General features: G+C 67.1%; 23 protein-coding genes. 10 read left to right on the plus strand and 13 right to left on the minus strand.

Going from position 1 to position 21,311, the window contains the following annotated elements:
- Positions 1-22: 22 nt before the first annotated feature.
- Genes G6N66_RS16765 through mhpA form a run of 4 tightly spaced genes read right to left on the minus strand, consistent with a single transcriptional unit; the run spans position 23 to position 4,360 of the window.
- Positions 23-958, minus strand: coding sequence for an amidohydrolase family protein (locus tag G6N66_RS16765; RefSeq protein WP_085231198.1), 936 nt, complete (start codon positions 956-958; stop codon positions 23-25).
- Between the two features lie 8 nt (positions 959-966).
- On the minus strand, positions 967-1,974 hold the full coding sequence (locus tag G6N66_RS16770; RefSeq protein ID WP_085231199.1) for a VOC family protein: 1,008 nt from the start codon (positions 1,972-1,974) through the stop codon (positions 967-969).
- Positions 1,971-2,822, minus strand: coding sequence for an alpha/beta fold hydrolase (locus G6N66_RS16775; protein WP_085231200.1), 852 nt, complete (start codon positions 2,820-2,822; stop codon positions 1,971-1,973). The genes G6N66_RS16770 and G6N66_RS16775 overlap by 4 nt, the downstream gene beginning before the upstream one ends.
- Complete coding sequence (gene mhpA / locus G6N66_RS16780; protein WP_085231201.1) at positions 2,819-4,360, minus strand: bifunctional 3-(3-hydroxy-phenyl)propionate/3-hydroxycinnamic acid hydroxylase MhpA; 1,542 nt, start codon at positions 4,358-4,360, stop codon at positions 2,819-2,821. Before mhpA ends, G6N66_RS16775 begins: the two co-directional genes overlap by 4 nt.
- A gap of 85 nt (positions 4,361-4,445) precedes the next feature.
- On the opposite strand from mhpA, the gene G6N66_RS16785 reads away from it, so the two are divergent.
- The 3 genes from G6N66_RS16785 to G6N66_RS16795 all read left to right on the plus strand — a co-directional run bounded on the left by G6N66_RS16785 (position 4,446) and on the right by G6N66_RS16795 (position 8,315).
- Positions 4,446-5,090, plus strand: coding sequence for a TetR/AcrR family transcriptional regulator (locus G6N66_RS16785; RefSeq protein ID WP_085231202.1), 645 nt, complete (start codon positions 4,446-4,448; stop codon positions 5,088-5,090).
- 137 nt (positions 5,091-5,227) lie between these two features.
- Positions 5,228-7,978, plus strand: coding sequence for a helix-turn-helix transcriptional regulator (locus G6N66_RS16790; RefSeq protein WP_085231203.1), 2,751 nt, complete (start codon positions 5,228-5,230; stop codon positions 7,976-7,978).
- Positions 7,979-8,024: 46 nt separating this feature from the next.
- A complete protein-coding gene (locus tag G6N66_RS16795; RefSeq protein ID WP_085231204.1) occupies positions 8,025-8,315 on the plus strand; it encodes a hypothetical protein in 291 nt (96 codons plus the stop codon).
- 1 nt (position 8,316) lies between these two features.
- On the opposite strand, the gene G6N66_RS16800 is transcribed toward G6N66_RS16795, so the two are convergent.
- Positions 8,317-8,481, minus strand: a complete 165-nt coding sequence (locus tag G6N66_RS16800) for a hypothetical protein (RefSeq protein ID WP_163645860.1) — start codon at positions 8,479-8,481, stop codon at positions 8,317-8,319.
- A 136-nt stretch (positions 8,482-8,617) separates the two neighbouring features.
- Between G6N66_RS16800 and G6N66_RS16805 the strand changes: the two genes are divergently transcribed.
- Entirely contained in the window at positions 8,618-9,010 is a 393-nt protein-coding gene (locus G6N66_RS16805) for a DoxX family protein (protein ID WP_085231285.1), read from the plus strand.
- A gap of 1 nt (position 9,011) precedes the next feature.
- On the plus strand, positions 9,012-9,881 hold the full coding sequence (locus tag G6N66_RS16810; protein WP_139825026.1) for a DMT family transporter: 870 nt from the start codon (positions 9,012-9,014) through the stop codon (positions 9,879-9,881).
- A gap of 40 nt (positions 9,882-9,921) precedes the next feature.
- Here G6N66_RS16810 and G6N66_RS16815 read toward each other — a convergent pair whose 3' ends face one another.
- Positions 9,922-11,274: a PPE family protein gene (locus G6N66_RS16815; protein ID WP_085231205.1), complete on the minus strand. Its 1,353-nt coding sequence runs from the start codon at positions 11,272-11,274 to the stop codon at positions 9,922-9,924.
- A 122-nt stretch (positions 11,275-11,396) separates the two neighbouring features.
- Between G6N66_RS16815 and G6N66_RS16820 the strand changes: the two genes are divergently transcribed.
- On the plus strand, positions 11,397-12,374 hold the full coding sequence (locus G6N66_RS16820) for an aldo/keto reductase (protein WP_085231206.1): 978 nt from the start codon (positions 11,397-11,399) through the stop codon (positions 12,372-12,374).
- A gap of 18 nt (positions 12,375-12,392) precedes the next feature.
- On the opposite strand, the gene G6N66_RS16825 is transcribed toward G6N66_RS16820, so the two are convergent.
- Complete coding sequence (locus G6N66_RS16825) at positions 12,393-13,355, minus strand: acyl-CoA dehydrogenase family protein (protein ID WP_085231207.1); 963 nt, start codon at positions 13,353-13,355, stop codon at positions 12,393-12,395.
- A gap of 83 nt (positions 13,356-13,438) precedes the next feature.
- On the opposite strand from G6N66_RS16825, the gene G6N66_RS16830 reads away from it, so the two are divergent.
- Positions 13,439-14,011, plus strand: coding sequence for a nucleotidyltransferase (locus G6N66_RS16830; protein WP_179968281.1), 573 nt, complete (start codon positions 13,439-13,441; stop codon positions 14,009-14,011).
- A gap of 86 nt (positions 14,012-14,097) precedes the next feature.
- Positions 14,098-14,331 carry a microaggregate-binding protein 1 gene (gene mbp1, locus G6N66_RS16835; protein WP_085231209.1) on the plus strand — a complete coding sequence of 78 codons (234 nt, stop codon included), beginning with the start codon at positions 14,098-14,100 and terminating at the stop codon, positions 14,329-14,331.
- 18 nt (positions 14,332-14,349) lie between these two features.
- Here the strand turns inward: mbp1 and G6N66_RS16840 are convergent, their stop codons facing one another.
- From G6N66_RS16840 to G6N66_RS16855, 4 genes are all read right to left on the minus strand, one after another.
- The gene (locus tag G6N66_RS16840; RefSeq protein ID WP_085231210.1) at positions 14,350-15,069 is read right to left on the minus strand and encodes an HAD family hydrolase; all 720 of its coding nucleotides are present in this window, start codon (positions 15,067-15,069) and stop codon (positions 14,350-14,352) included.
- A 2-nt stretch (positions 15,070-15,071) separates the two neighbouring features.
- Complete coding sequence (locus tag G6N66_RS16845; protein ID WP_085231211.1) at positions 15,072-15,461, minus strand: hypothetical protein; 390 nt, start codon at positions 15,459-15,461, stop codon at positions 15,072-15,074.
- An 85-nt stretch (positions 15,462-15,546) separates the two neighbouring features.
- Positions 15,547-15,747, minus strand: a complete 201-nt coding sequence (locus G6N66_RS16850) for a hypothetical protein (protein ID WP_085231212.1) — start codon at positions 15,745-15,747, stop codon at positions 15,547-15,549.
- A 66-nt stretch (positions 15,748-15,813) separates the two neighbouring features.
- Positions 15,814-16,677, minus strand: a complete 864-nt coding sequence (locus G6N66_RS16855; RefSeq protein WP_085231213.1) for a hypothetical protein — start codon at positions 16,675-16,677, stop codon at positions 15,814-15,816.
- A gap of 109 nt (positions 16,678-16,786) precedes the next feature.
- Here G6N66_RS16855 and G6N66_RS16860 point away from each other — a divergent pair, with 109 nt between their 5' ends.
- Complete coding sequence (locus G6N66_RS16860) at positions 16,787-18,289, plus strand: acyl-CoA synthetase (RefSeq protein WP_085231214.1); 1,503 nt, start codon at positions 16,787-16,789, stop codon at positions 18,287-18,289.
- A 3-nt stretch (positions 18,290-18,292) separates the two neighbouring features.
- Here the strand turns inward: G6N66_RS16860 and G6N66_RS16865 are convergent, their stop codons facing one another.
- Positions 18,293-19,660 (minus strand): WS/DGAT/MGAT family O-acyltransferase, encoded by a 1,368-nt coding sequence (locus tag G6N66_RS16865; RefSeq protein WP_085231215.1) that lies wholly within the window; start codon positions 19,658-19,660, stop codon positions 18,293-18,295.
- Between the two features lie 156 nt (positions 19,661-19,816).
- On the opposite strand from G6N66_RS16865, the gene G6N66_RS16870 reads away from it, so the two are divergent.
- The gene (locus G6N66_RS16870) at positions 19,817-20,551 is read left to right on the plus strand and encodes a cutinase family protein (protein WP_372515754.1); all 735 of its coding nucleotides are present in this window, start codon (positions 19,817-19,819) and stop codon (positions 20,549-20,551) included.
- Here the strand turns inward: G6N66_RS16870 and G6N66_RS16875 are convergent.
- On the minus strand, positions 20,538-21,269 hold the full coding sequence (locus G6N66_RS16875) for a 3'(2'),5'-bisphosphate nucleotidase CysQ (protein WP_085231217.1): 732 nt from the start codon (positions 21,267-21,269) through the stop codon (positions 20,538-20,540). The two genes, G6N66_RS16870 and G6N66_RS16875, sit on opposite strands and share 14 nt — an antisense overlap.
- Positions 21,270-21,311: the final 42 nt, after the last annotated feature.

A 21,311-nucleotide genomic window follows, 5' to 3' on the forward strand; every position in this document is an offset into this window, starting at 1 on the left:
GTACAGACGCGCAGGCTCGCGGTTAAGTGGCGAGGCGCGGGAACAGGGCCAGCGCGTTGGTCCGGTCGATCGCCGCGCGGGTGTCCGCGTCGAGTCCGGGGTAGGCCTCCAACCCGGCGGCGAACAGCTTGGAGACCTCAAGCGGAGCGAACGGCGTGTCGGAGCCGAAGGTGACGTGCCCGGGCTTGGCGAAGGCGAGCAGGCTGGGCAGGGCCGCGGCGCTCGACGACAACGCGGTGTCGAAGTAGAAGCCGGCGAAGTCGTCGAGAACGTCGGTCGGGTTGCGGCCGGTGTCGCCGACGATGGCCATCGCCAGCCGATACGCGGCGTACGGCACGAACCCGCCGGCATGGCTGAGGATGAACCGGATGTTCGGGTATTTGCGGCGAATCCCGTTGCGCACCAGCAGATACGCCGCGCGGGTGGTGTCGAGCAGGAAGTCGGCCGCGAACGGTACGACGCCCTCGACGGCGGGGCCGGGTAGCTCGGCGGGATGGATGAATGCCACGGCCGAACGCGCGTCCAGCGCCGCGAACAAGTCGTCCTGACCGTCCTGGCCGAGATAGACGCCCGCCGCGTTGGCCAGCAGCACGACGCCGTCGGCGTGCAGTTCGTCCAGGGACCGCACCACCTCGGCGACGGACTCGTCGACGTGTGGCATCGGCACGGTGGCGAAGAAACCGAACCGCGCGGGATCGGCGGCGACCACGCCGGCGACGTGATCGTTGAGATCGCGAGCCAGCGCGGCGGCGTCGGCCGGGTTCGGCAGGAACGTGGTGCCGGGCGCCGACACCGACAGGATCGCGGTTGCGATGCCGACTTCGGACATGACCTCGAGTGAGCCCTCCGGACTCCACTCCGGTACGGCGCGCCCGCCGGCAGCATCAATTCCCGACTTGCGCAATAGTTTTAGGTAGTCGTCGGGGACGGCGTGGTGATGGGTGTCGATGCGTTGCATTGCTGCTCCTATCGATGGTCGGGAATTCCCGCGCCCGCAAGCGCGGGAACGACGTCCTCGTCGCGGAGCAAGGAGGTGGCTCCGGTCTTGAATTGAGCGAATTTGTCGACGATCGTCTGGCCCTCCCGGGAGTGCCCCCAGATGCTGATACCCCGATACGTCGTTGGCTGCCAAGTCTTTTCATCGACCACGACCGGATTCCAGCCGACCTCCCACTCGAATCCCGACGGGGTGACCGCGTAGAAGGACAGTTCCTTGTCGTTGGTGTGTTGGCCGACGCCCAGCGCGATGCGAAAGCCGAGTTCCCTGACCCGTTGATAGGCGGCGGTCATGTCGTCGAGATCGGCGACCTGGATGTTGAGGTGCTGCACCCGGGTGCGGATCGGGTTCAGCGGCATCCGGTTGACCGCGGCGATCGCCACCGAGTGATGGCGCTGGTTGACCCGCAAAAACCGGATCTTGAACTTGAGGCCGCTGATCGTCTCGTCGATGAAGTCGGACAGCCGTGCGTCGAACACTCTAGTAAAGTACCCGCGCACTTGATGCGGCCGTGTGGTGGTGACGGCGACGTGCCCCATACCCGCTGCGCCAGTGACGAATCCGCCGCGCGCCGCCATGTGCAACGGCGCCAAGCCGGCACGGGCGCGGGTGAATACCTCTTGGGTCAGGCCGTTGGGTCCGGGGAACCGGACCAACCGCTCGACGCCCCGCAGCGCCGCCTCCTCGTCGGTGCCTTCGACGGTGGGCACTCCGTGCTGTGCGACGCGGGCCAGGACGGCGTCGAACGCCTCGTGGTCGTCTAGCTGCCAGCCCAGCGTCGTGACGTCCTCAGCGCGGCCGCGTCGCAACAGGAAGCGGCACTCGTGGTCGTCGAGGCGAAACCGCATCACCCCGGATGACAGGTCGTCGCAGTGCATGCCGATGGCGTCGCGGCCGAATCGCCGCCAATCGCTGAACTTTTCGGACTCGATCACGATGTAGCCGAGATGGACCTTCCCAAAAACTGACGGGTTCATCGCTGATCCTCCAAGAACTCGATGACCAACCGATTGAACAATTCGGCACGCTCCCACTGCATCCAGTGCCCGGTATGCGGGGTCATCACCAACCGCGCATTCGGCAGCAGGTTGAACAACATCGGGCCACCTGCCGGGCGGTTGACCTTGTCTTCGCGCCCCCACAGCACCAGCGTCGGTGTGGTGAGCTCCTTCAGCCGTCGGTCGCGGGTCAGGTCCATCCGCCACAACGTGCGCAGGCCCGACGGGCGGCGCAGCGGCGGGTGCGCGATCACCTCCGGGTCGATGGATGCCCGGTAGCGCACGTCGATAAGATCGTCGGGCACCGCGGCGCCGTCGTACACCAAATAGGTGCGGATGAACGTGGCGAGCTTGTCGCGGCTCGGGCCCTCTCCGCCGTAGTAGGACAGCAGGCTTTGCAACCCAGCCGTCGGAAGGCCCCGGGTCGTGCCGATGCCGCCGGGACCCATCAAGATCAGCGTGTCGACGCGATGCGGCGTGTCCAGCGCAAGCCGCAGTGCGGCCGCGCCACCGTACGAGTTGCCGACGAGATGCGCTGTGCTAACGCCGAGTTCGTCGAGCAGGCCGCGAATCATGTCGGCGAGGTACCCGAACGGATCGTGCTGATCGACACCCTTGGCCGACCTTCCGTAGCCCGGCATGTCGGGCACGATCACCCGGTAGTGCGCGGCGAGGGCGTCGATGTTCCGCGAGTAGTTCGACACGCCGGACGCGCCGGGGCCTCCGCCGTGCAGCATGACAACAGGCTCGCCGGTGCCGGCTTCGGCGACGAAGATCGGTTTGCCATCAACAGTGACGGTGTGTTCGGTCAGTGTGCTGGCGGTCATGCGGTGACTCCTGCGTGAACCGGCGTGGCGAACGGCGGTGCCGGCAACGGTCCGCCGGCTGACGCGGCGGCGTAGACGAACCCGTCGGGGCGCAGCACCACCGCGGCGGCCTTCTTGGCGCGCAGCCACCGGGTCAGCGCGCCGTCGTCGTCGCCGAGATCGGACACGGATAGCGTCAGAGCGCCCAGCTTTTCCCACAGCTCGGCTCCGGGTGGCACCTCGCCCAAATGGATTACCGCCCAACGCCCGCCGATCACGTCGTCCAGCCGCACCTTCTCGCCGTCGGAGTTGGTGACCCACGGCTGCGGCAGTTGCCAACCCACCGCGGCGTGTGCATCAGCGGCGAAAAAGCCAACGGGGTAACGCGCATCGGGGATCCAGATCAGCTTCTCCGCGATCTCGAGGACACCGGGCAGCCGCGTCAAATTGCGTAACAGGTGATTTCGCAACCACGCCAACCACTTTCGGCGCTCCGTGATCAACCGGCCGGTGCGTACCGCGCGGCGGGTGACCTCGACGACGTGTGGTTTGCGTTCGACCTGATAGGTGTCGAGCAGCGAATCGGGCGCCTGTCCGCGGATCACAGCCGCCAGCTTCCAGCACAGATTGGCCGCGTCGCGTACGCCCGCCGACATGCCCTGGCCGATCCACGGTGGCATCGCGTGGGCGGCGTCGCCGGCCAAAAAGACCCGGCCGACGCGCCACCGGTCGGCGACGCGCACGTGGTGGCTGTAGATGACCGCGCGCAGGATCTTTACGTGCTCCTCGGTGATGCCTTGATCGTGCAGGACCTGCCACACGGCCTCGTCGGTGACGAGTTTCTTCTCGTCCTCGCCGGCGCGGGCGGGGTACTCCCAGCGGTGATGCCCCAGCGGCGTCGGGCAGTCGACCGTCGGGCGCTCGGGGTTGCAGTGGAACCGCAGCCAGTCGTGGCGGTCCCACTCGCGGATCACCTCGGTGTCGATGACGACCCAACGCTCGGTGTAGGTGCGTCCGGCGTAGCCGACGCCCAACAGGCCGCGGGTCGGCGACGATCCGCCGTCGGCCGCGATGACGTAGGACGCACGTAGCCGCCTGAGGGTGTCGGAGCGCAAATCGGCCAGCACGAGTTCAACGCATGAGTCCTGATCGGCGACGCGTAGACATTCGTGCTCGAGGAGGAGCCGCACGTTGTCGAACCGGGCGACCCCCTCGCGCAGCACCTGGTCGACCGCCGGTTGATAGATGAACTGCTGCGGCGGATGCCCACAGCCGCGGGACGTCATCTTGGTTTCGATAAACGGCACCCCGTCGGCGTCAACCCAGGTCAGCGGTCGGCCCGGCAGCATGTCCCGCTGCAGCCGGTCGGCCAGGCCGACGGACTGCCAGATCCGCATCACCTCCTCGTCGGTGGAGATGGCCCGCGCCCGGCCGTAGATGTCGGGGTCACGTTCGATGACGACAACCTGCAGGCCAAGGCGCCCAAGAAGATTGGCGGCGGTCGCGCCCGTCGGCCCGTAACCGACGATCGCCACGTCGTAGATCGGATCCTCGGTCACCGCTGTCTCGCCTTCGTGTCAGACTTGATTCTGTAACGATCGCTACGCTAGTGTAGTGATCACTACAGAGTCAAGGAGTTTTTCCGTGGTCGAGTCGCAAGAGCCAAAGAGGCGCCGCCGCGTCGACGGCGAGGCGTCCCGGACCCGCATCCTCGATGCGGCCACCGAGATCGCCAGCGAGCGCGGCTACGAGGGCACCAGCATCGGGCTGGTCAGCACCAAGTGCGGCCTTCCGGCCAGTTCGATCTACTGGCACTTCAAGGACAAGGACGATTTGCTTGCCGCGGTCATCGAACGCAGCTTCGCGCAATGGCTTTCGGCGTGGGAGATGCCGGTCGACGGCACGCCGCGCGAGCGACTGATCGGGTTGGCACAGCAGGTCGCCAAGGCGCTGCTCGACTCCCCCGATTTCCTGCGCCTGGGCCTGATGCTCGCCCTGGAGCGTCGACCCGTCGAACCGCGGGCGCGGGCCATGTTCATCTCTGTCCGCGCCCAGGCGTTCGACATGCTCGCCGGCACTATTCGCGCGCTGATTCCCGGCCTGACCGACGCGCAGGTCCAGCGGTTGGCCAGCTATGGAATCGCCGGCGCCGACGGGGCATTTCTGGCCCAGGGAATCGACGGCGACTCGGTTGATCTAGTGGCACTTTTCGAGATCCACTTCACCGCCGTCTACGACTCGGCTTTGCGCATGGTCGCCGACAACACCAAAGCGAACCGTCCAATTTAGGCCTAACGCTGCGGTCTTTTTCCAGCTGCAATACGCTCAATGGTTGTTCACAGACTTCGTACACGAGGCATACATGAGCAGACCGGAGCGATCTTTGCTTAGGCAGATCGACTGACAGGCGAGGGCAGGGCTCGCCGGTGGCACAGCAAATCGTCAGTCGACGGTCAGAAGAGGGTGTTCTCGCCGGCTTTCTGGACTCGGTGCCCAACCGGCCGTGCGTCGCCGTCGTTGCCGGCGAGCCCGGCATGGGCAAGACGACACTGTGGCTGGATGCACTGAGCCGGGCGCGTGAACGGGGCTTTCGGGTGCTGGCCAGCCGCGCGGCCGCGGCCGAATCGGTCCTGGCCTACAGCGCACTGACCGACCTGTTAGGCAGCGTCGACGACGCGACATGGGCGGACCTGCCCGCCCCCCAGCGGCAGGGTCTGGACGCCGCACTGCTGCGTCGCCGGGACGACGCCCATGCCACCGACGAGCGCGCGGTGGCGGCGGCGTTCGTCGCAGTCCTTGAAAAACTCACCGCCGAGGGTCCGGTGTTGATCGCCATCGACGACCTGCAATGGCTGGATTCCTCCAGCGCCAACGTCGTGTCGTTCGCCGCACGACGGCTGCCGACCGGCGCGGCGTTGTTGTGCACGACCCGCACCGAAGAAGCGGTGTTGCGGTTACAGCCGCCCAGGCCCGACGCGGTGCAGCGAATACTGGTGCAGCCCTTTGCGATTGGAGAATTGCATCAAGTTCTGGCACTTCGGCTGGGCATCTCAATCGCGCGCCCGATGTTGCTGCGCATCCACGAAATCTCTGGGGGCAACCCGTTTTTCGCGTTGGAGCTGGCCCGCGACATCGACATCAACCGCCGTCCCGGGGAATTGAGCCTGCCGGGCAGTCTCAACGAGTTGGTCAGCGCACGAATCAGGCAGGTCGCCGGTGGTGCCGAGGATGCGCTGCTCGCCATGGCCTGCCTGCCCGATCCGACCGTGCAGATGGTGGCCCAGGCCAGCGACACCACACCGGAACGCCTCATCGAGTTGCTCGGTGCCGCCGAGACCGAAGCCGTCGTGGCGATCGACGGAAACCGGATCCACTTCACCCATCCGATCCTGGCGCACGGGGTCTACAGCGGCGCGGGCCCGGCTCGGCGCCGCGAAGTGCACCGGCGGCTAGCCGAACTCGTCACCGAACCCGAGTTGCGCGCCCGCCACCTCGCCTTGTCCGACACCACCGGCGAACCAAGCACAATTCGAGCCCTCGACACGGCTGCCGAGATCACGCGCAGCAGAGGAGCGCCCGCCGCGGCCGCTGAACTGCTCGAGCTGGCGATCAGCTTGGGCGGCGGGGAGCCGGATCGCAGAATCCGCTGCGCCGCATACTATTTCGCCGCCAGTGACCCCGGACGCGCACGCCAGATGCTCGAGGCCGTGGTTGCCGAACTGCCGGCGGGTCCACTCCGTGCCGAGGCACTCCACCAGCTGGTCGTGGTCCGCGTTTCCGGCGACAGTTTCGCCCAGGCCGCGAGCTTACTGGAGCGTGGCTTGGCCGAGACGGGTGACGATATCGCACTGCGAGTGCAGATGTTGATCACGCTGTCGTTCGCCCGCTTTAACGCGGGCCAACTCCCCGACGCCGTCGGCAGCGTTGACGAGGCCGTAACTGCCGCCGCCGGGCTCGAAGAGTCGAACCTGCTGAGTCAGGCATTGGGCATGCGGGTGATGCTGCGCTTCCTATACGGCCACGGTTTCGATGTCGACGGGATGCGACGCGCCCTCGAATTGGAGAACCGCGAAGCGCCGGTGCCGTCGGTATTCCGTCCCAGCGTGCAAAACGGCTTGCTGCTGGCCTGCACCGGCCAGCTCGACACGGCCCACGCCGAGATGGGCGCGATGCGGCGGCATTACGTCGACCGCGGCGAAGAGAGCGAACTACTCTTCATCGATTTCCACAGCGCGCTACTGAATGTCTGGCGGGGTGAATTCAGCGAAGCGGGCTCGCTCGCCGACGACCTGATGGAGAGGGCCCTGCAGTTGGGGGGCGATCTGCCGCTGTGTGTGGGCCTGACGGCGCGGGCATTGGTCGCCGCCTACCTGGGACGGGTCGACGAGGCGCGCAGCGACGTCACCGATGCCCTGGCCGCCGGGCAGCGCAGCAACTCGCGCAGCTTGTCTCAATGGCCGGTCACGGTCTTGGGCTTTCTCGACGTATCGCTGGGCAACTACGCGGCGGCATTGGCGACACTGCAGTCAGAGGTGTCGCGCATCCACGCCGCGCCACAGGGCACCGAAATCATCGGCGCCTCATTTGTGCCCGACGCCGTGGAGGCCATGATCCAGTTGGGTCGCCTCGACGAGGCCGAACCGCTGATCGACACCCTCGAACGCAACGGTCACCGACTCGACCGCCCCTGGATGCTGGCCGTGGGCCTGCGCTGCCGCGCCATGCTGCACGCCGCACGCGGCGACCTGGACACCGCCACCACCACCGCCGAACACGCGATGGCCCAACACCAACGCCTCCCCATGCCCTTCGAACGAGCCCGCACCCAACTGCTGCTCGGCCAACTTCAACGCCGACAACGGCACCGCGACACCGCCACCACCACCCTGCGCGAAGCACACCGCACCTTCCAACAACTCGGCACCACACTGTGGGCGCAACGCGCCACCACCGAACTCACCCGAGGAACCTCGGGCCGACGCCGCGCCGAAGGGCTCACTGACTCCGAACAACGCGTCGCCGAACTCGCCGTCGCCGGCCTGACCAACCGCGACATCGCCGCAACGCTGTTCATCAGCCCCAAAACCGTCGAAGTCAACCTCAGTCGCATCTACCGCAAACTCAACGTCCGCTCCCGCATCGAGCTCTACAAAGCCCTCGCAACCGCCAAAGAGTAGGAAAAACCCTGATTTGAGACCGGTCTCAAATCGTTACCGTGGGGCGATGGACGGCACTGACGCGGGCTTGCAGCGATTTCTCGTCGAGTGGTATGGACCGCGGACACCCGTGCGGTTCATCGAGGAAACGGCCGGGCGTATCAATGACGGCGCCGCATCCGTCTCGGCACTGGGTATCCAGGTTCGGTTGCTGATGGCGTTGGCCGTCCCGGCGGACGACTACGCGTTCGGCGTGTTCGCCGCCGAATCGGCAGAGGCCGTCGCGCAATTGTGTGCCGATGCGGGCGCCCCGGCGGAACGCATCAGCACGGCCGTGGGATGGTCACGCGACTGCTGATTCAAAACGGCCGCACACTTTGATCGCTCACGGACATCCCGTGTCCGCTACCGCCGTTGGTGAACGTTGTGCCGTCCGCTGCGGGCACGATGGTCCAGCCCTGCGCGGTGTAGGTCTGATCGTTCAGCGTGATGCGACCGTCCAGCGCACCCAAATCGGCTTCCATCCAATGGAATTCGCTGCGGAGTTGACGCTGGCGGTGTGGAAGTGGCGATGCATCAGGGATTTCCCTATCATTTCGCACCATGACGGGCCGGCGGACCGCCGCCAGGCGTCTCGTGGGCACCCGGCACAATGAGGCCATGACCAGCACCCCAGCACTTCCCCGCGACCCCAACCAGACGCTCGCCTACCGAATCGCGGCGTTGCTGATCGGCGTGGGCACCGTCCACTTCTTGGCCCCCAAACCATTCGACGAGATCGTCCCCGCCGAGCTGCCCGGCAGCCCCCGGCTCTACACCTACGTCTCGGGAGTAGCCGAGGTAGGCATCGGCGCGCTGCTGCTGGCCCGCGGCACCCGGCGGTTCGGCGCGCTGGCGGCCGTCGCACTGTTCTTAGGGGTCTTCCCGGCGAACGTCAACATGTGCCGGTTGTGGTGGGACAAGCCCTGGCCAATGCGGATCGTTGCGCTGGCCCGGCTGCCGTTGCAGATTCCGATGATCACCGCGGCGCTCAAGGTCAGACGCAACAGTTAACGTGACCAGCACGGCCGTCGCCGCACTGCTCGCGCTCGCGGCTGGTTTGATGGTCGCCATCGGTGACGTCCTCGAGCAGCGGTCAGCCCAACAGGTCACGGACCAACCGGTCGGCACGTTGGCGCTGTTCGGCCGGCTGCTGCGCGATCGCCGGTGGTGGGCGGGCACCTTGGTGGCCGGCGCCGGGTTCGGACTACAGGCCGCCGCGCTCGGTCTGGGGTCGGTGGTGCTGGTCCAGGCGCTGTTGGTGACCTCGCTGTTGTTCGCGCTGCTGATCAACGCGGGCACACGGCACCGCAGAATCACTCGCGTGCAAGGGATTTGGGCCGTTCTCCTGACGGCCGCCGTCGCGGTGGTGGTCACCGTCGGTGACCCTCAGCAGGGAACCCCGCGCGGGTCGCTGCGCGCCTGGGCCGTGGTGGCCGCGGTGCTGGGCTCGGCGATAATCCTGTGCCTGATTGGTGCTCGTATCTTCTCGAGTTCGGTCAAGGCGCTGTTGCTGGGGCTGATCTCGGGTTCGCTCTGGGGTCTGTTCTCGGTGCTGACCAAGGGCGTGGTGGACCAGATCGGCCGCGGCATCCCGGCGCTGCTGCGCACACCCGAGATCTACGTGTGGGTGGTGGTGGCGATTGCCGCCACGGCGTGGGAGCAGTCCGCGTTTCGGGCCGGCCCGCTGACCGCGTCACTACCGGCGGTCACCGTCTCCGAGCCCATCGTGGGATCGGTCCTCGGCGTCGCCGTGTTGGGCGAGACGCTCAACACCGACACCGTCGGCTGGGTCGCGGTCAGCGTGTCGGTCGCGGTGATGGCGGCGGCGACGGTGGCTCTGGCTCACAGCCAGGGGGCGTTACGTTCGACAAACGAAAAGTGAATACCGGACTCGGCCGGCCACGACGCAGGGCAACGACGCGTCACCACAGCACGCCTCGACTGAGATATGGGCCACCGTTCGGGTCGTACTGCGAGTAGCCCTGGTTGACGATCGGTGTGAGGAAGTTGTTCAGGCCGTTGATAATTGGGGCCGGAACACCGAGCTGCTCAAGCGGCATCAGCAGCGGAAGAGTGGTCGTGGGGATCATGTAGGTGGTCGTGGTCCCGCCCAGCGCGTTGGTCACCGAGGACACCTCCACCGCGTCAGCCGGCGAGGCGAACGCGGTCGGTGTGTGCAAGTACGGCACTCCTGCCAGTGCGTTCACGTCGGCCAGCAGATGCCAGGGACGGTCGGGGAAATCGGCCCAGCCGTCGTACTGGGTATACACGACGGTCGTGTTGTATTGGCTTACGGGCGCAGCCCCCAGGGTGTACCCCACGCCCCCGATGTGCATCCCGACGCGCAGGAAGGTCTCGGCCAGGCCGCGCTCGGGATTGGCGAACTCGACGAACGTCAGCATGCTCGGCGATGGGGCGTTCGGGGCGTGGGCCAAATAGGCTTCCTCGCGGTCGATGACGATCGCGCCCTCCGATAGGCCCGTCACCACCACCGATTGGCCGCTGCTCACGGCATCGAGAATGGCGGTGTTCAGCGCCCGCTGACCGATCGCGAAGGACTCGTTTGCGGTGGGCTTGAACAAGCCGCTGATCAAGCCGGCGGCCGCAGGATAGTTCACCACCCTTGGCGTGATACCGGGCAACCAATTCTTACCAATCATCCCGTTCAGCGCCGCGTATTGCCAGGACGTCTCGGCGCCGGTGAGACGACCCGGGGCCGCACCCGGGACAGCGATAACGATCCCGCTGGGCGAACCTGCCGCCACCTGCTGCCACGGCATCAGCTGCCCGACGGCCACCGAAGCCTCCGCGTGATAGCCCACCATCGCGGCCACATCCTGGGCCCACATCTGCTCGTACTCGGCCTCGACCGCCGCGATCGCCGACGCGTTCTGCCCGAAGACGTTGGCGCCCGCCAGGGACCGCAGCCGTGCGCGATTGGCCGCGACCACCGCCGGGTGCACCGTCGCGGCAAACGCCGCGTCGAACGCCGCGGCCACCGCCGTGGCCTGGGCGGCCGCTTGCTTGGCGTGGATGGCCGCAAGATGCAGCCACGACACGTACGCGGCGGCCAAACCCCTCATCGAAGCGGACGACGCGCCTCGCCACCACCCCGACAGGTTCGACGTCACGGATGCGAACGAGGACGCCGCCGAAGGCAACTCGGCGGCCAGGCCATCCCACGCCGTCGCCGCCGCCAGCATCGAACCCGCCCCGGCACCGCTGTGCAGGCGCAGCGAATTGACCTCTGGCGGAGCGACCAAAAAATCCGTCACAGCGGCCTTTCGGCTGACCGTTTGTAACGCCGTACCGTAGGACGGCGGCGTGTACGCCGGATGGCCGGGACGTTGCCGTCTTGTTTTCAGCCGGCCGAGCGCATCCGCGTACGGTGGCAACCATGAAATATATCGACGTCGGCGGAATCGGCAAAGTAAGCCGGATCGGGCTGGGCACCTGGCAATTCGGCTCCCGCGAATGGGGCTACGGCGACAGCTACGCCGCCGGCACCGCGCGCGAGATCGTCAAGCGCGCCCTCGACCTGGGGATCACCCTGTTCGACACCGCCGAGGTATACGGCCTGGGCAAGAGCGAGCGGATCCTCGGCGAGGCGCTCGGCGATCGGCGCGCCGACGTCGCGGTGGCCAGCAAAATCATGCCGATCGCGCCGTTTCCGGCGGTGATCAAGCAGCGCGCCCGCGCCAGTGCCCGGCGGCTGCGACTGGACCGCATCCCGCTTTACCAGATACACCAGCCCAACCCGGTGGTCCCCGACTCGGTGATCATGCCCGGAATGCGCAGCCTGCTCGACGGCGGCGAGATCGGCGCGGCCGGCGTTTCGAACTACTCGCTCGAACGGTGGCAGCGGGCCGATGCCGCCCTGGGCCGCCCGGTCATCAGCAACCAGGTCGACTTCTCGCTCGCGCGCCCCGGTGCGCTCGAGGACCTCGTCCCGTTCGCCGAGCGCGAGAACCGCATCGTGATCGCGTACAGCCCACTCGCGCAAGGACTATTGGGCGGCAAATATGGTCTGAACAACCGGTCGGGCGGTGTCCGCGCGGTGAACTCCTTGTTCGGCACGGAGAACCTGCGCCGCATCGAGCCGCTGCTCCAGACGCTGCGCGACGTCGCCGCGGAAGCCGACGCCAAGCCGGCCCAGGTGGCGCTGGCCTGGCTGATCAGCTTGCCGGGCGTGGTCGCCATTCCCGGGGCGTCCAGCGTCGAGCAGCTCGAGTTCAACGTGGCCGCAGCCGAAATCGAGCTGAGTGCGACCTCGCGCGACGCGCTCACCGCGGCGGCGCGCGCGTTCCGCCCGGTGTCGACAACGCGCTTCCTCACCGATACGCTGCGCGAACGGTTTACGAATGCAGCACCGTAATGCGTTGCCGCGCAAGGATTATCGGACGCCGTTGCGCTCGCAGATGCGCCCGGCGAGACGGCCGAGTTCGGCGAGGTCGCGCTCGGCGTGGCTTTGCCGGATGTAGATCGACAGGTCGGCGACCCGCTGGGCGTGCCGTCCGTCCTGGCAGAGGGGGCCCGGGCCCAATGCCCGGCCGGTGCGGGTGATGGCCTCGTCCACCGCGTGTTCCACAATGCTGCGGGTCCGCCGGGCCAGCAGTTCGGCGATGCCGCTCCGATCGAACGGATCGGCGTCGATCTGGGCGGCCGCCGAGGCAAGCATCGCATCGCTGGCGGCAAGGGCGGCGTCCACGGCGCCCAGGTGCGCCAGCGCGTAGGCATCGGCCGATTCGCTTCCCGCGCAACGGTACAACGGGTCGGCAACCCTGCGTGCGCCGCCGAGCCAGCAGGCAGCCACGCCGATCGCGCCATGCCAGAAGCCGGGTCGATTCAGGTAGTCGCCGGGTTCCCCGACGGCGACGGCGTGCGCATTGGTGAACTGCACGGACCGGGTGTCGCTGCCGGCCATCCCGGGGTTCCACCACGTGCTGGGCAGCGGTCTGACGATCGGGTCGACCACCGGCACCGCAAACAGCCCGCGGCGTCCGTCCTTGAGGCGCGCGGTCACCAGCGCGTGGGTGCAGAACCCGGCGCCCGAACACCACACCTTCGTGCCGTTCAGGCTGAACACATCGTCACCGAGGTGGGTGGCGGTCAATACGGCGTCGGATGATTCGGCGGCCCAGACGCCCCAGAGTTGGTCCGGGTCCGGCGGCTTGCCGCCTAGCTCGTCGAGTATCGCCACCGCGTCGACGTGCGCCTCGGCAATGCGTGCCGCGACGATGTCCTCCTCGGCCAGTAACCCGAGACGGCGCCAGCGTTCGGCGGTGCGCCCCGATGCGGGCAGCGGCAGTTCCAATCGTCCGGACTCGAGCCAATGCCGTACCAAGCCTGCCGTCACTCGCAAGCTCCCAGGATTGACATAAATCTTTGGTTGCCCACTTGAGCGCGTGTCCAATCCTCATGCGGGTATGCCTCTTGGCAATGACGACCCAAGAAAATTCGTTGCGGGAGGCGCTGCGCAACGCTGCATCAGCCCTCAAAGAGCACGGCCCGCGGTTCGCATTGGCCGGTAGCTACGCATTGTGGGCGTACGGCGCGCCCGAACCCAGCCACGACGCGGACATCGTGGTCACCGAAACTGACGCGGCTGCGGCCGCCGCCACGCTGCGCGACGCCGGATTTGCGATTGAGCATCCCCCCGAGGACTGGCTGTTCAAGGCGCGCGCAGGTGAGGCGGTGGTCGACGTGCTACACCGCATCAACGGCGTGCCCGTGCAAGACGCCACCCTGGACCGGGCCGAACAGCGCGACGTGCTGGCGATCGGGATGCCGGTGCTGCCGCCGACGATCGTCCTGGTCCAAAAGCTGCGCTCGCTGGGCGAGCATCACTGCGACTTCGCGTCGCTGCTACCCGCGGTGCGGGCGATCCGCGAGCGGCTGGACTGGGACCTGATCGACGCCGAGACCGCGGACAACGATTTCGCCGTCGCGTTCCTCGTGCTGGCCGGCCGGCTCGGGCTCATCGACCGAGAACGCGGACATACCAATCCGTGACGGATGCCACGCGTTTGAGCCGGGAGAAACCGGAAACCCCTTCGTTCGCAGGTATCCCTGCGAAACAACCGAGACGGGAGGAATTCATGGCGGAGAAAGGTGGTCCCCAAGAGGCCGTCGAAGGTGTCGTCGAGGGCGCGAAAGGCAAGGCAAAGGAAGTTTTCGGCGCCGTAACGGGCCGCGATGACGTCAAGCGTGAGGGCGAGGCTCAGCAGGACAAGGGCGACGCGCAACGCGACGCCGCGAAGAAGGAGGCGGAGGCCGAATCCGCGCGCGGTGCTGCCAGTGCGTCAGAAGAACGCCAAAAGGCCAATCAGTAGCTCGTCAGGGCGAGGGGCTCAGTCCGAGATCGGGCTGGGCCCCTTCTCTTTCGTCAGCAAGCGCGCGATCGGGGTGTCGTCAATATGCTTCAGCAGGTCGTCGGCATTCTCGAAAACCATGACTGCACCGGCCTTTTCGAGCTCGCCTCGCGATACCCCGCCACTGAGCACCCCGATGCTTGTCACGTGCGCGCGCGCACACGCCTCGGCATCCCAAACCGCATCACCGACGAAGACGGCCCGGTCGGCGGACACTCCCGCGCGCTCCAACGCGACGTGGATGATGTCGGGCTTCGGCTTGGCGGTATCCACGTCGGCGGCCGAGGTGATCGCCGAAACCAGGTCATCGCTGTCGAGAACCTTTCGCAGCAAGGCCAATTCGTCGTCGGGGGCCGACGTGGCGAAGACCACCTGCAGACCAAGGTCCGCCACCCGGTGCAGCAGCGTGCGCGCGCCCGGAAGCGGACGCAGCAACGGCGCCATCTCGGCATAGAACTGAGAGTGCAAGTCCTTCAGCCGCTTTTGCGTCGAATCGGGCGCGTCGTCGGAGAACGAACGCACCAGGGTCGACCCGTCCATCCCTATCGAGCGGTGAATCCGCCACGTTTCCACCTCGATGCCGATCTCGGCGAACGCGCGCTGCCACGCGTGGATGTGCAGGTAGTTCGAGTCAACCAGGGTGCCATCGATGTCGAACAGGACGGCCGGAGGCGGCCCGCCAATTTCGTTGTCCGCCATCGCTATTTGCTGAACAACATCGACGTGAGGGCGACGTCGCCGAGCAGCAGCGCCAAACCCCACAGCGGAACGAAAAAGCCGCGTCGGCGGGTCGCGGTGAACAACGACGCGACGATGGTCAAGGCGGCTATCACCGGTGCGCCGTAGAGAAGCACGCCATACACCAGACCGTGTGGCCCCAGCGCGGGACACCGCGCGCCGCTGCACGATGCGGTGCTCATCGCGGCGCCTAGGTCGAAGATCATCACCAGCGCCGCCGCGGGCACCGTCAGCAACGCCAATGCCCAGTTCACCCAGACCCGTGGCCGCCGATGCGCCGGCTCGTTGCCGGGCGGTGGTTGGATCCCCGTGTCGGAGGTCGGCCCGGTTGTGTCGCGGTGCTGCACGTCCATCAGCGCCTCCCTTCGCTTCGCGATCCTTCTCGACTACCCGTGCTGGGGTCGCATAAACGCTGGTAACGGCTGCCAGCGCGCGGCGTCATCGGCGCCCGGGGCGCAGCTGAATGCCCCCGGTGTCGTCGAAATGGGCCCAGCGCCCGTCGTCGTTCACCTCGATGCGCCAGCCCGGTTCGGCGGTGTCAACGGAGTCGGCAAACCACGCGTGCGCGCCCTCGGCGCTGTCTAAATCCCTGGTCGCGACGACCTTGCCGTGCGGATCGATCACCCTGAACGCAACCATGCGAGAGTGATTATCCCCGCCGATCGAATTTCAATCGCGCTCCCGGCGTCTCGCTGCGCGCGGGACCTAGACTGGCGCGCGTGCCAGGGTCGCCCCGGCGATGTTGTTCAAATGCGCGGTGGCGACCTCAACCGCGCTCTGCCCGGCGAGGACAGGAACGCTCTGGTAGCTGATGTGGGGCAAGGCCGGCGGGGTGGATCCATAGAAGGTGACCGCGAGGTCGATCGCCTCGACGAGCGCCGCGCCGCCGACGATCGGATCGGTCACCATGGTCAGCACCTGCTGCGCCAGGCTCCCGCGACCCGTGAGCCCGGCGATCACCGCCACCATCACGTTGATATCGATGCCGATCTGAATCGCTGACTTGTACACCGCGGTGATGTCGGCTCCCGCCGTGTCATTCGGCGTTGTGGCGTAGAGATCGCCGGGATTGGCGAAATCCCACCACGTGTCAACGCCGTTGGCGTCCTTCGGGATCTGCTCGGCCGTCAGGTTCGTGGCGGCGATACCGCGGCCGCCCGGGTCTTCGCCGCCGGGGAACGTGTGGGCGCTGAGCCGCCATGGATTGCCGAAGGTGTAGCCGCCGATCAGGTTTGGCCGCGCCGACTGCAACGACCCGGTCATGATCTCGGCGAGAAGGCGCGACGCGGCCTCCGCGCCATGCCCGTAGCCGCCGAGCGCGAAGGTCTGGTGCGGGTTGGCATCGATCCACGCCGTCGCATTGGCGACCGCGATCTCGACCGATTCCGCGTAGCTCGGCGACGCCGGCGCGTCGGCCGGTGTCGGCCCAAACGACCAGGGCGCGTCGACGGGCACTTCGAACACGAGATCGGGATCGGCGGCGCCGACCACGTCGGACGGGTAGCCGGTCCCGGGATCGGCCCACGAGCCGGCGAAGGTGAGCACCGCGTGGCGCTTCCTCTCAGTCACACCGTCTTTCCCTTCCGCTTCCGGCGTCGTGAGTGTTCGGCTAAGCGTAGGCGGCGCACGTCGTCGTGTGTCATCGTGGTCGACGGATGTTCGGACGGGCCGACTTTGAATGGGATGCGCATTGAATCTGTTCGCGATACTGGACCAGGCCGCCGCGCGGTTTCCCGAGCGCGGCGCCCTCTACGACGGTGAGCGCCGGCTGTGCACGTGGCTCGAGTTGCGTGAACGCGCGCTGCGCATCGCCACGGCCATCCGCACGCAGCACGCCGCGGGGACGCGCATCGCCATCGCCAGCGAGAACTGTCCCGAGATCGTGGAGTTGATGTTCTCGGTCTGGGCCGCCGAGTGCGTGCTCGTCCCGATCAATTTCAAGCTTCATCCCAGGGAGATGGTGCAGATCCTCGACGACGCGGACGTCTCGCTGGTGTTCGCCTCGGAGAAGATTGCACCGGGCCTGGCCGACCTGACAACCATCCCGATCGAAATTCTGACCGCCGAATGCCTTTCGCGCTGGCGTGCGGCACCCGAGGCCGTTCCGCCGTGCACCGATGCGTCGACATTGGCCTGGCTGTTCTATACCAGCGGGACGACCGGGCGATCGAAGGGCGCGATGCTGAGCCACCGCAGCCTGACCGCGATGACGGTCGCCCATCTCGCCGACATCGACAGCCCGGACGAGGACTGCAGCCTGATCCACGGCGCCCCGATGTCCCACGGTTCGGGGCTCTACGTTCTGCCCTACGTGCTGCGCGGCGCGCGGCAGGTCATACCCACATCCGGCGCGTTCGACCCCGACGAATTCCTGGATCTGTGCGGACACCACCCCGGCTCGAGCGCGTTCCTTGCGCCGACCATGGTGCAGCGGCTCGTCGAAACCGGTCGCGCCCGCCCGGGCAATCTCCGCACGATCGTCTACGGCGGCGGCCCGATGTACGTCGAGAGCCTGAAGAAGGCGATGGCCGCGTTCGGTCCAATATTCGCCCAAATCTACGGCCAGGGCGAGTCGCCGATGACGATCACCGGTCTTCGGCGCGCCGACCACGAACGCGCCGACGACGCCATCCTGGGCTCCGTCGGCTACGCACGCTCGGGCATGGAGGTGGCCGTCCTGCGCAGCGACGGAACACCGGCGGCCGTCGACGAAGTCGGCGAAATCGTTTGCCGCGGTGACGCTCTCATGTCGGGCTACTGGAACAACCCGGCCGCCACCCAGGACACGCTCAAAGACGGCTGGATGTACACCGGCGACATGGGATCGTTCGACGCACGCGGCTACCTCACGCTGCGCGACCGCTCCAAGGACGTGGTGATCAGCGGTGGCAGCAACATCTATCCGCGCGAGGTCGAAGAAGTGCTCCTCGAGCACCCCGGGGTGTCGGAGGCTTGTGTGGTCGGCGCACCCGACGCCGAATGGGGCGAGGTGGTGGTGGCGTTCATCGTCGGCTCAGCCGAAGCCGGCGAGCTGGACGCGCACCTGCTGCAACGCATCGCCCGGTTCAAGCGGCCCAAACGCTATCTGTTCGTCGACGAATTGCCGAAGAACAGCTACGGCAAGGTGCTCAAGCGTGAACTCCGGAATCGGTGTCTTCCAGCGAACGATCGATCCGACTGAAAGTCAGCACTCCAGCAGCTCTTTGAGCGCGTCGGAGAACGCGTCCGCGATGCCCCAAAGGTCGGGTAGCAGATCGGGGCAGGCGATGATGCCGATGCCCAGCTGTCCGTTGTAGGACATCACCGTGATGTTGAGCCCCGCGCCGCCGAGCAGCGGGCCGAGCGGATACATCGACTCCATCCGGCAGCCCAGGAAATACAGCTCACCCTGCGGGCCCGGCACATTCGACAGGATCAGGTTGAACACCGGGCTGAGGCTCACCGGAATGCGCGGCAGGATTCGCATCGCCGCGCCAAACACCGTCGGGCCGCCGAATTCGGTCCAGTCGTGCAGCAGGGTGGGGCCCATGGCGGCGGTGTGGTCCTTGGCGGCGGTGTTGCCGGCCGCGATGGCGCGGATGCGCTCGGCGGGATCGCCGATGTGGGTTGCCAACCGGCAGAACATCCAGGTGGTCTGGTTGCGGCCGGGGCGGTCGCTCTTCGCGTGCACCGACACCGGGACGGTGGCCACCAGCGGGGCCTCGGGCAGCTCGTCGCGCTCGAGCAGGAACCGCCGCAGCACCCCTGCGCACAACGCCACCACCACGTCGTTGACCGTCACGCCGAACCGGTCCTTCACCCTCTTTACGTCGCGCATGTCGAGTTGGGTAAAGGCGATGTTGCGGTGCTTGCTCAAGGCGCCGTTGAACGACGTCGGCGGCGCCGAGAACGGCGCGGCCATCGTTCGGCCGTCGCGGGCGCGCAGCAGCGTTTGCGCCAGCGTCACCATCGTCGCCGGCAACACCGTCGCCAATCGCAGCGGCCGTTTCGCAAAGCCCATCAGCCCGCTCGCCGCGATCTGCAGCGGGTGGCCGCCGCCCGCCCCGGCCACGGCCTGCGGTGCCGGCGCGTCGGCCTGCGGGCTGCACAACTGGGCGAGGAGGTTCGCCCCGGCCACGCCGTCGACCACGGCGTGGTGCACCTTGAGCATCACGGTCACCGCATCCGCGCGGGCCCCGCCCTCGATCACCCACATCTCCCACAGCGGGCGGTCGCGGTCCAGCGGCAGCCCGGCGATGTAGCCACAGATCTCGGCCAGCTCGCGCCGCCCGCCCGGCGACGGCACACCGATGCGGCGCAGATGGTGCCGCAGCTGAAAATTCTCGTCGTCGACCCACACCGGATGATCCAGGTTCAACTGGTTGTCGGCCAGCTTCATCCGAAATTCGCGCACCGCGCTCACGCGGTTGACCACTTCGCCGCGAAACCGGCTGTACGAGTAGCCCCCCGGCATCGTCGAGGTGTCCAACTCGAGAACGCAGCACACATTCAGCGGCTGTGTTGGAGTCTCTAGATAGAGAAAGAACGCGTCGAGCCCACTTAACCGCTCCATAGCCGCCTGCTTGACTAGTTGCTTGAAGAACCTGGCCCGGGCCCCCACCACACCGTAAGCACCAAGGTTTCGCACGCGTACCCGCGCAGCGGGCGGGCTAAACCATATTGGCGAAAGTCACCGCGCGTTGGTCGCCGCGGATCGCTAACATCGGAGATCGTGAGCGCCTTATCGAGCCGTCGAATCCCCTCCCTCACCGCCGCGGCGCTGTCCGCGGCAGTGCTGTTGACCGCCCCCGTCGTGATCCCCGCCGGCCGCCCCGGTGCGGTGGCACCCGCGGCGGCGTCCTGCTCCGACGCCGAGGTGGTGTTCGCGCGTGGGCGCATGGAATCTCCCGGGCCGGGACAGGTCGGCAACTCGTTCATCAGCGCCGTGCGTTCGAAGTACGGCAAGTACGTCAGCAGCTACGCGGTGAAATACCCCGCCGACACCGAGATCGACGTGGGCGCCAACGACATGAGCCAGCACGTCCAGAACACGATCAATAGCTGCCCGAACACCCGCATCGTGCTCGGTGGCTACTCGCTCGGCGCGGCGGTCACCGACGTCGTGCTTGCCGTCCCCATGCAAGTCTTCAACTTCAACAATCCCCTACCGCCGGGCGCCGATCAGCACGTCGCCGCGGTTGCGCTGTTCGGCAACGGAACTCAGTGGGTCGGTCCCATCACGAACTTCAATCCGGCCTACAACGACAGAACCATCGACCTGTGTCACGGCGCCGACCCCATCTGCAACCCCGCCGACCCGCACACGTGGGAGGCGAACTGGCCGGAACACCAGGCCGGCGCATACATCTCCTCGGGCATGGTCAACCAGGCAGCGGACTTCGTCGTCGAAAAGCTGCGGGCGGGGCCCAACTCGGGTCCTGGCGCAGTGGTCACTCAGCCGTAACGGCGAGTACCGCTACCGCTAGCTCGGGCCGGCATACCAGTACGTCCGGCAGCTTCGGGTCGGGTTGGTTGTAGGCCAACGCCGACCCGTCGATACGCGAGGTGTGCAAACCGGCCGCCCGGGCGACCGCCACCGGCGCGGCCGAATCCCATTCAAACTGGCCTCCGGCGTGCACGTAGACATCGGACAGGCCTTGCACGACCGAGGCCACTTTGGCTCCGGCAGAACCCATTTCAACCAGCGTGCCGTCCAGGGCGTCACGAACCGCGAGCGCGATAGCGGGCGGACGGGTGCGGGAGACCACGATGCGCGGCTTGTCCGGCGCACTGGGCGGAGCGCTGACGTCGGGGGTGGCCAGTGTGATTCCCTGCGCCGGCAACGCCACGGCCCCGGCGACGAGTTCGCCGTCCTGCCAGAGCGCGACGTGCACGGCCCAGTCGTCGCGCTCCAGCTCGGAGAACTCGCGGGTGCCATCGAGGGGATCGACAATCCAGACGCGCTGCGAGCGCAATCGCACCGGATCGTCGGCGCCCTCCTCGGACAGCACCGCATCGTCGGGCCGCTCGTCGGCGAGCGCGGCCTTCAGAAAGTCGTGGGATCGCTTGTCCCCCGCCGCTTTCCGCTCGCTTGCCTCGGCGTCGGCGAATTCCTTGCGGACATCGAGCAGCAAGTGGCCGGCCTCGGTGGCCAACCGCGCGGCCAATGCGTGATCATCCATTCGGTGGCTCCCGACGCCTTCTGTGAATAGTTGGTCGCTCTG

The organism is Mycobacterium conspicuum, assembly GCF_010730195.1.
Taxonomy (GTDB): Bacteria; Actinomycetota; Actinomycetes; order Mycobacteriales; family Mycobacteriaceae; genus Mycobacterium; species Mycobacterium conspicuum.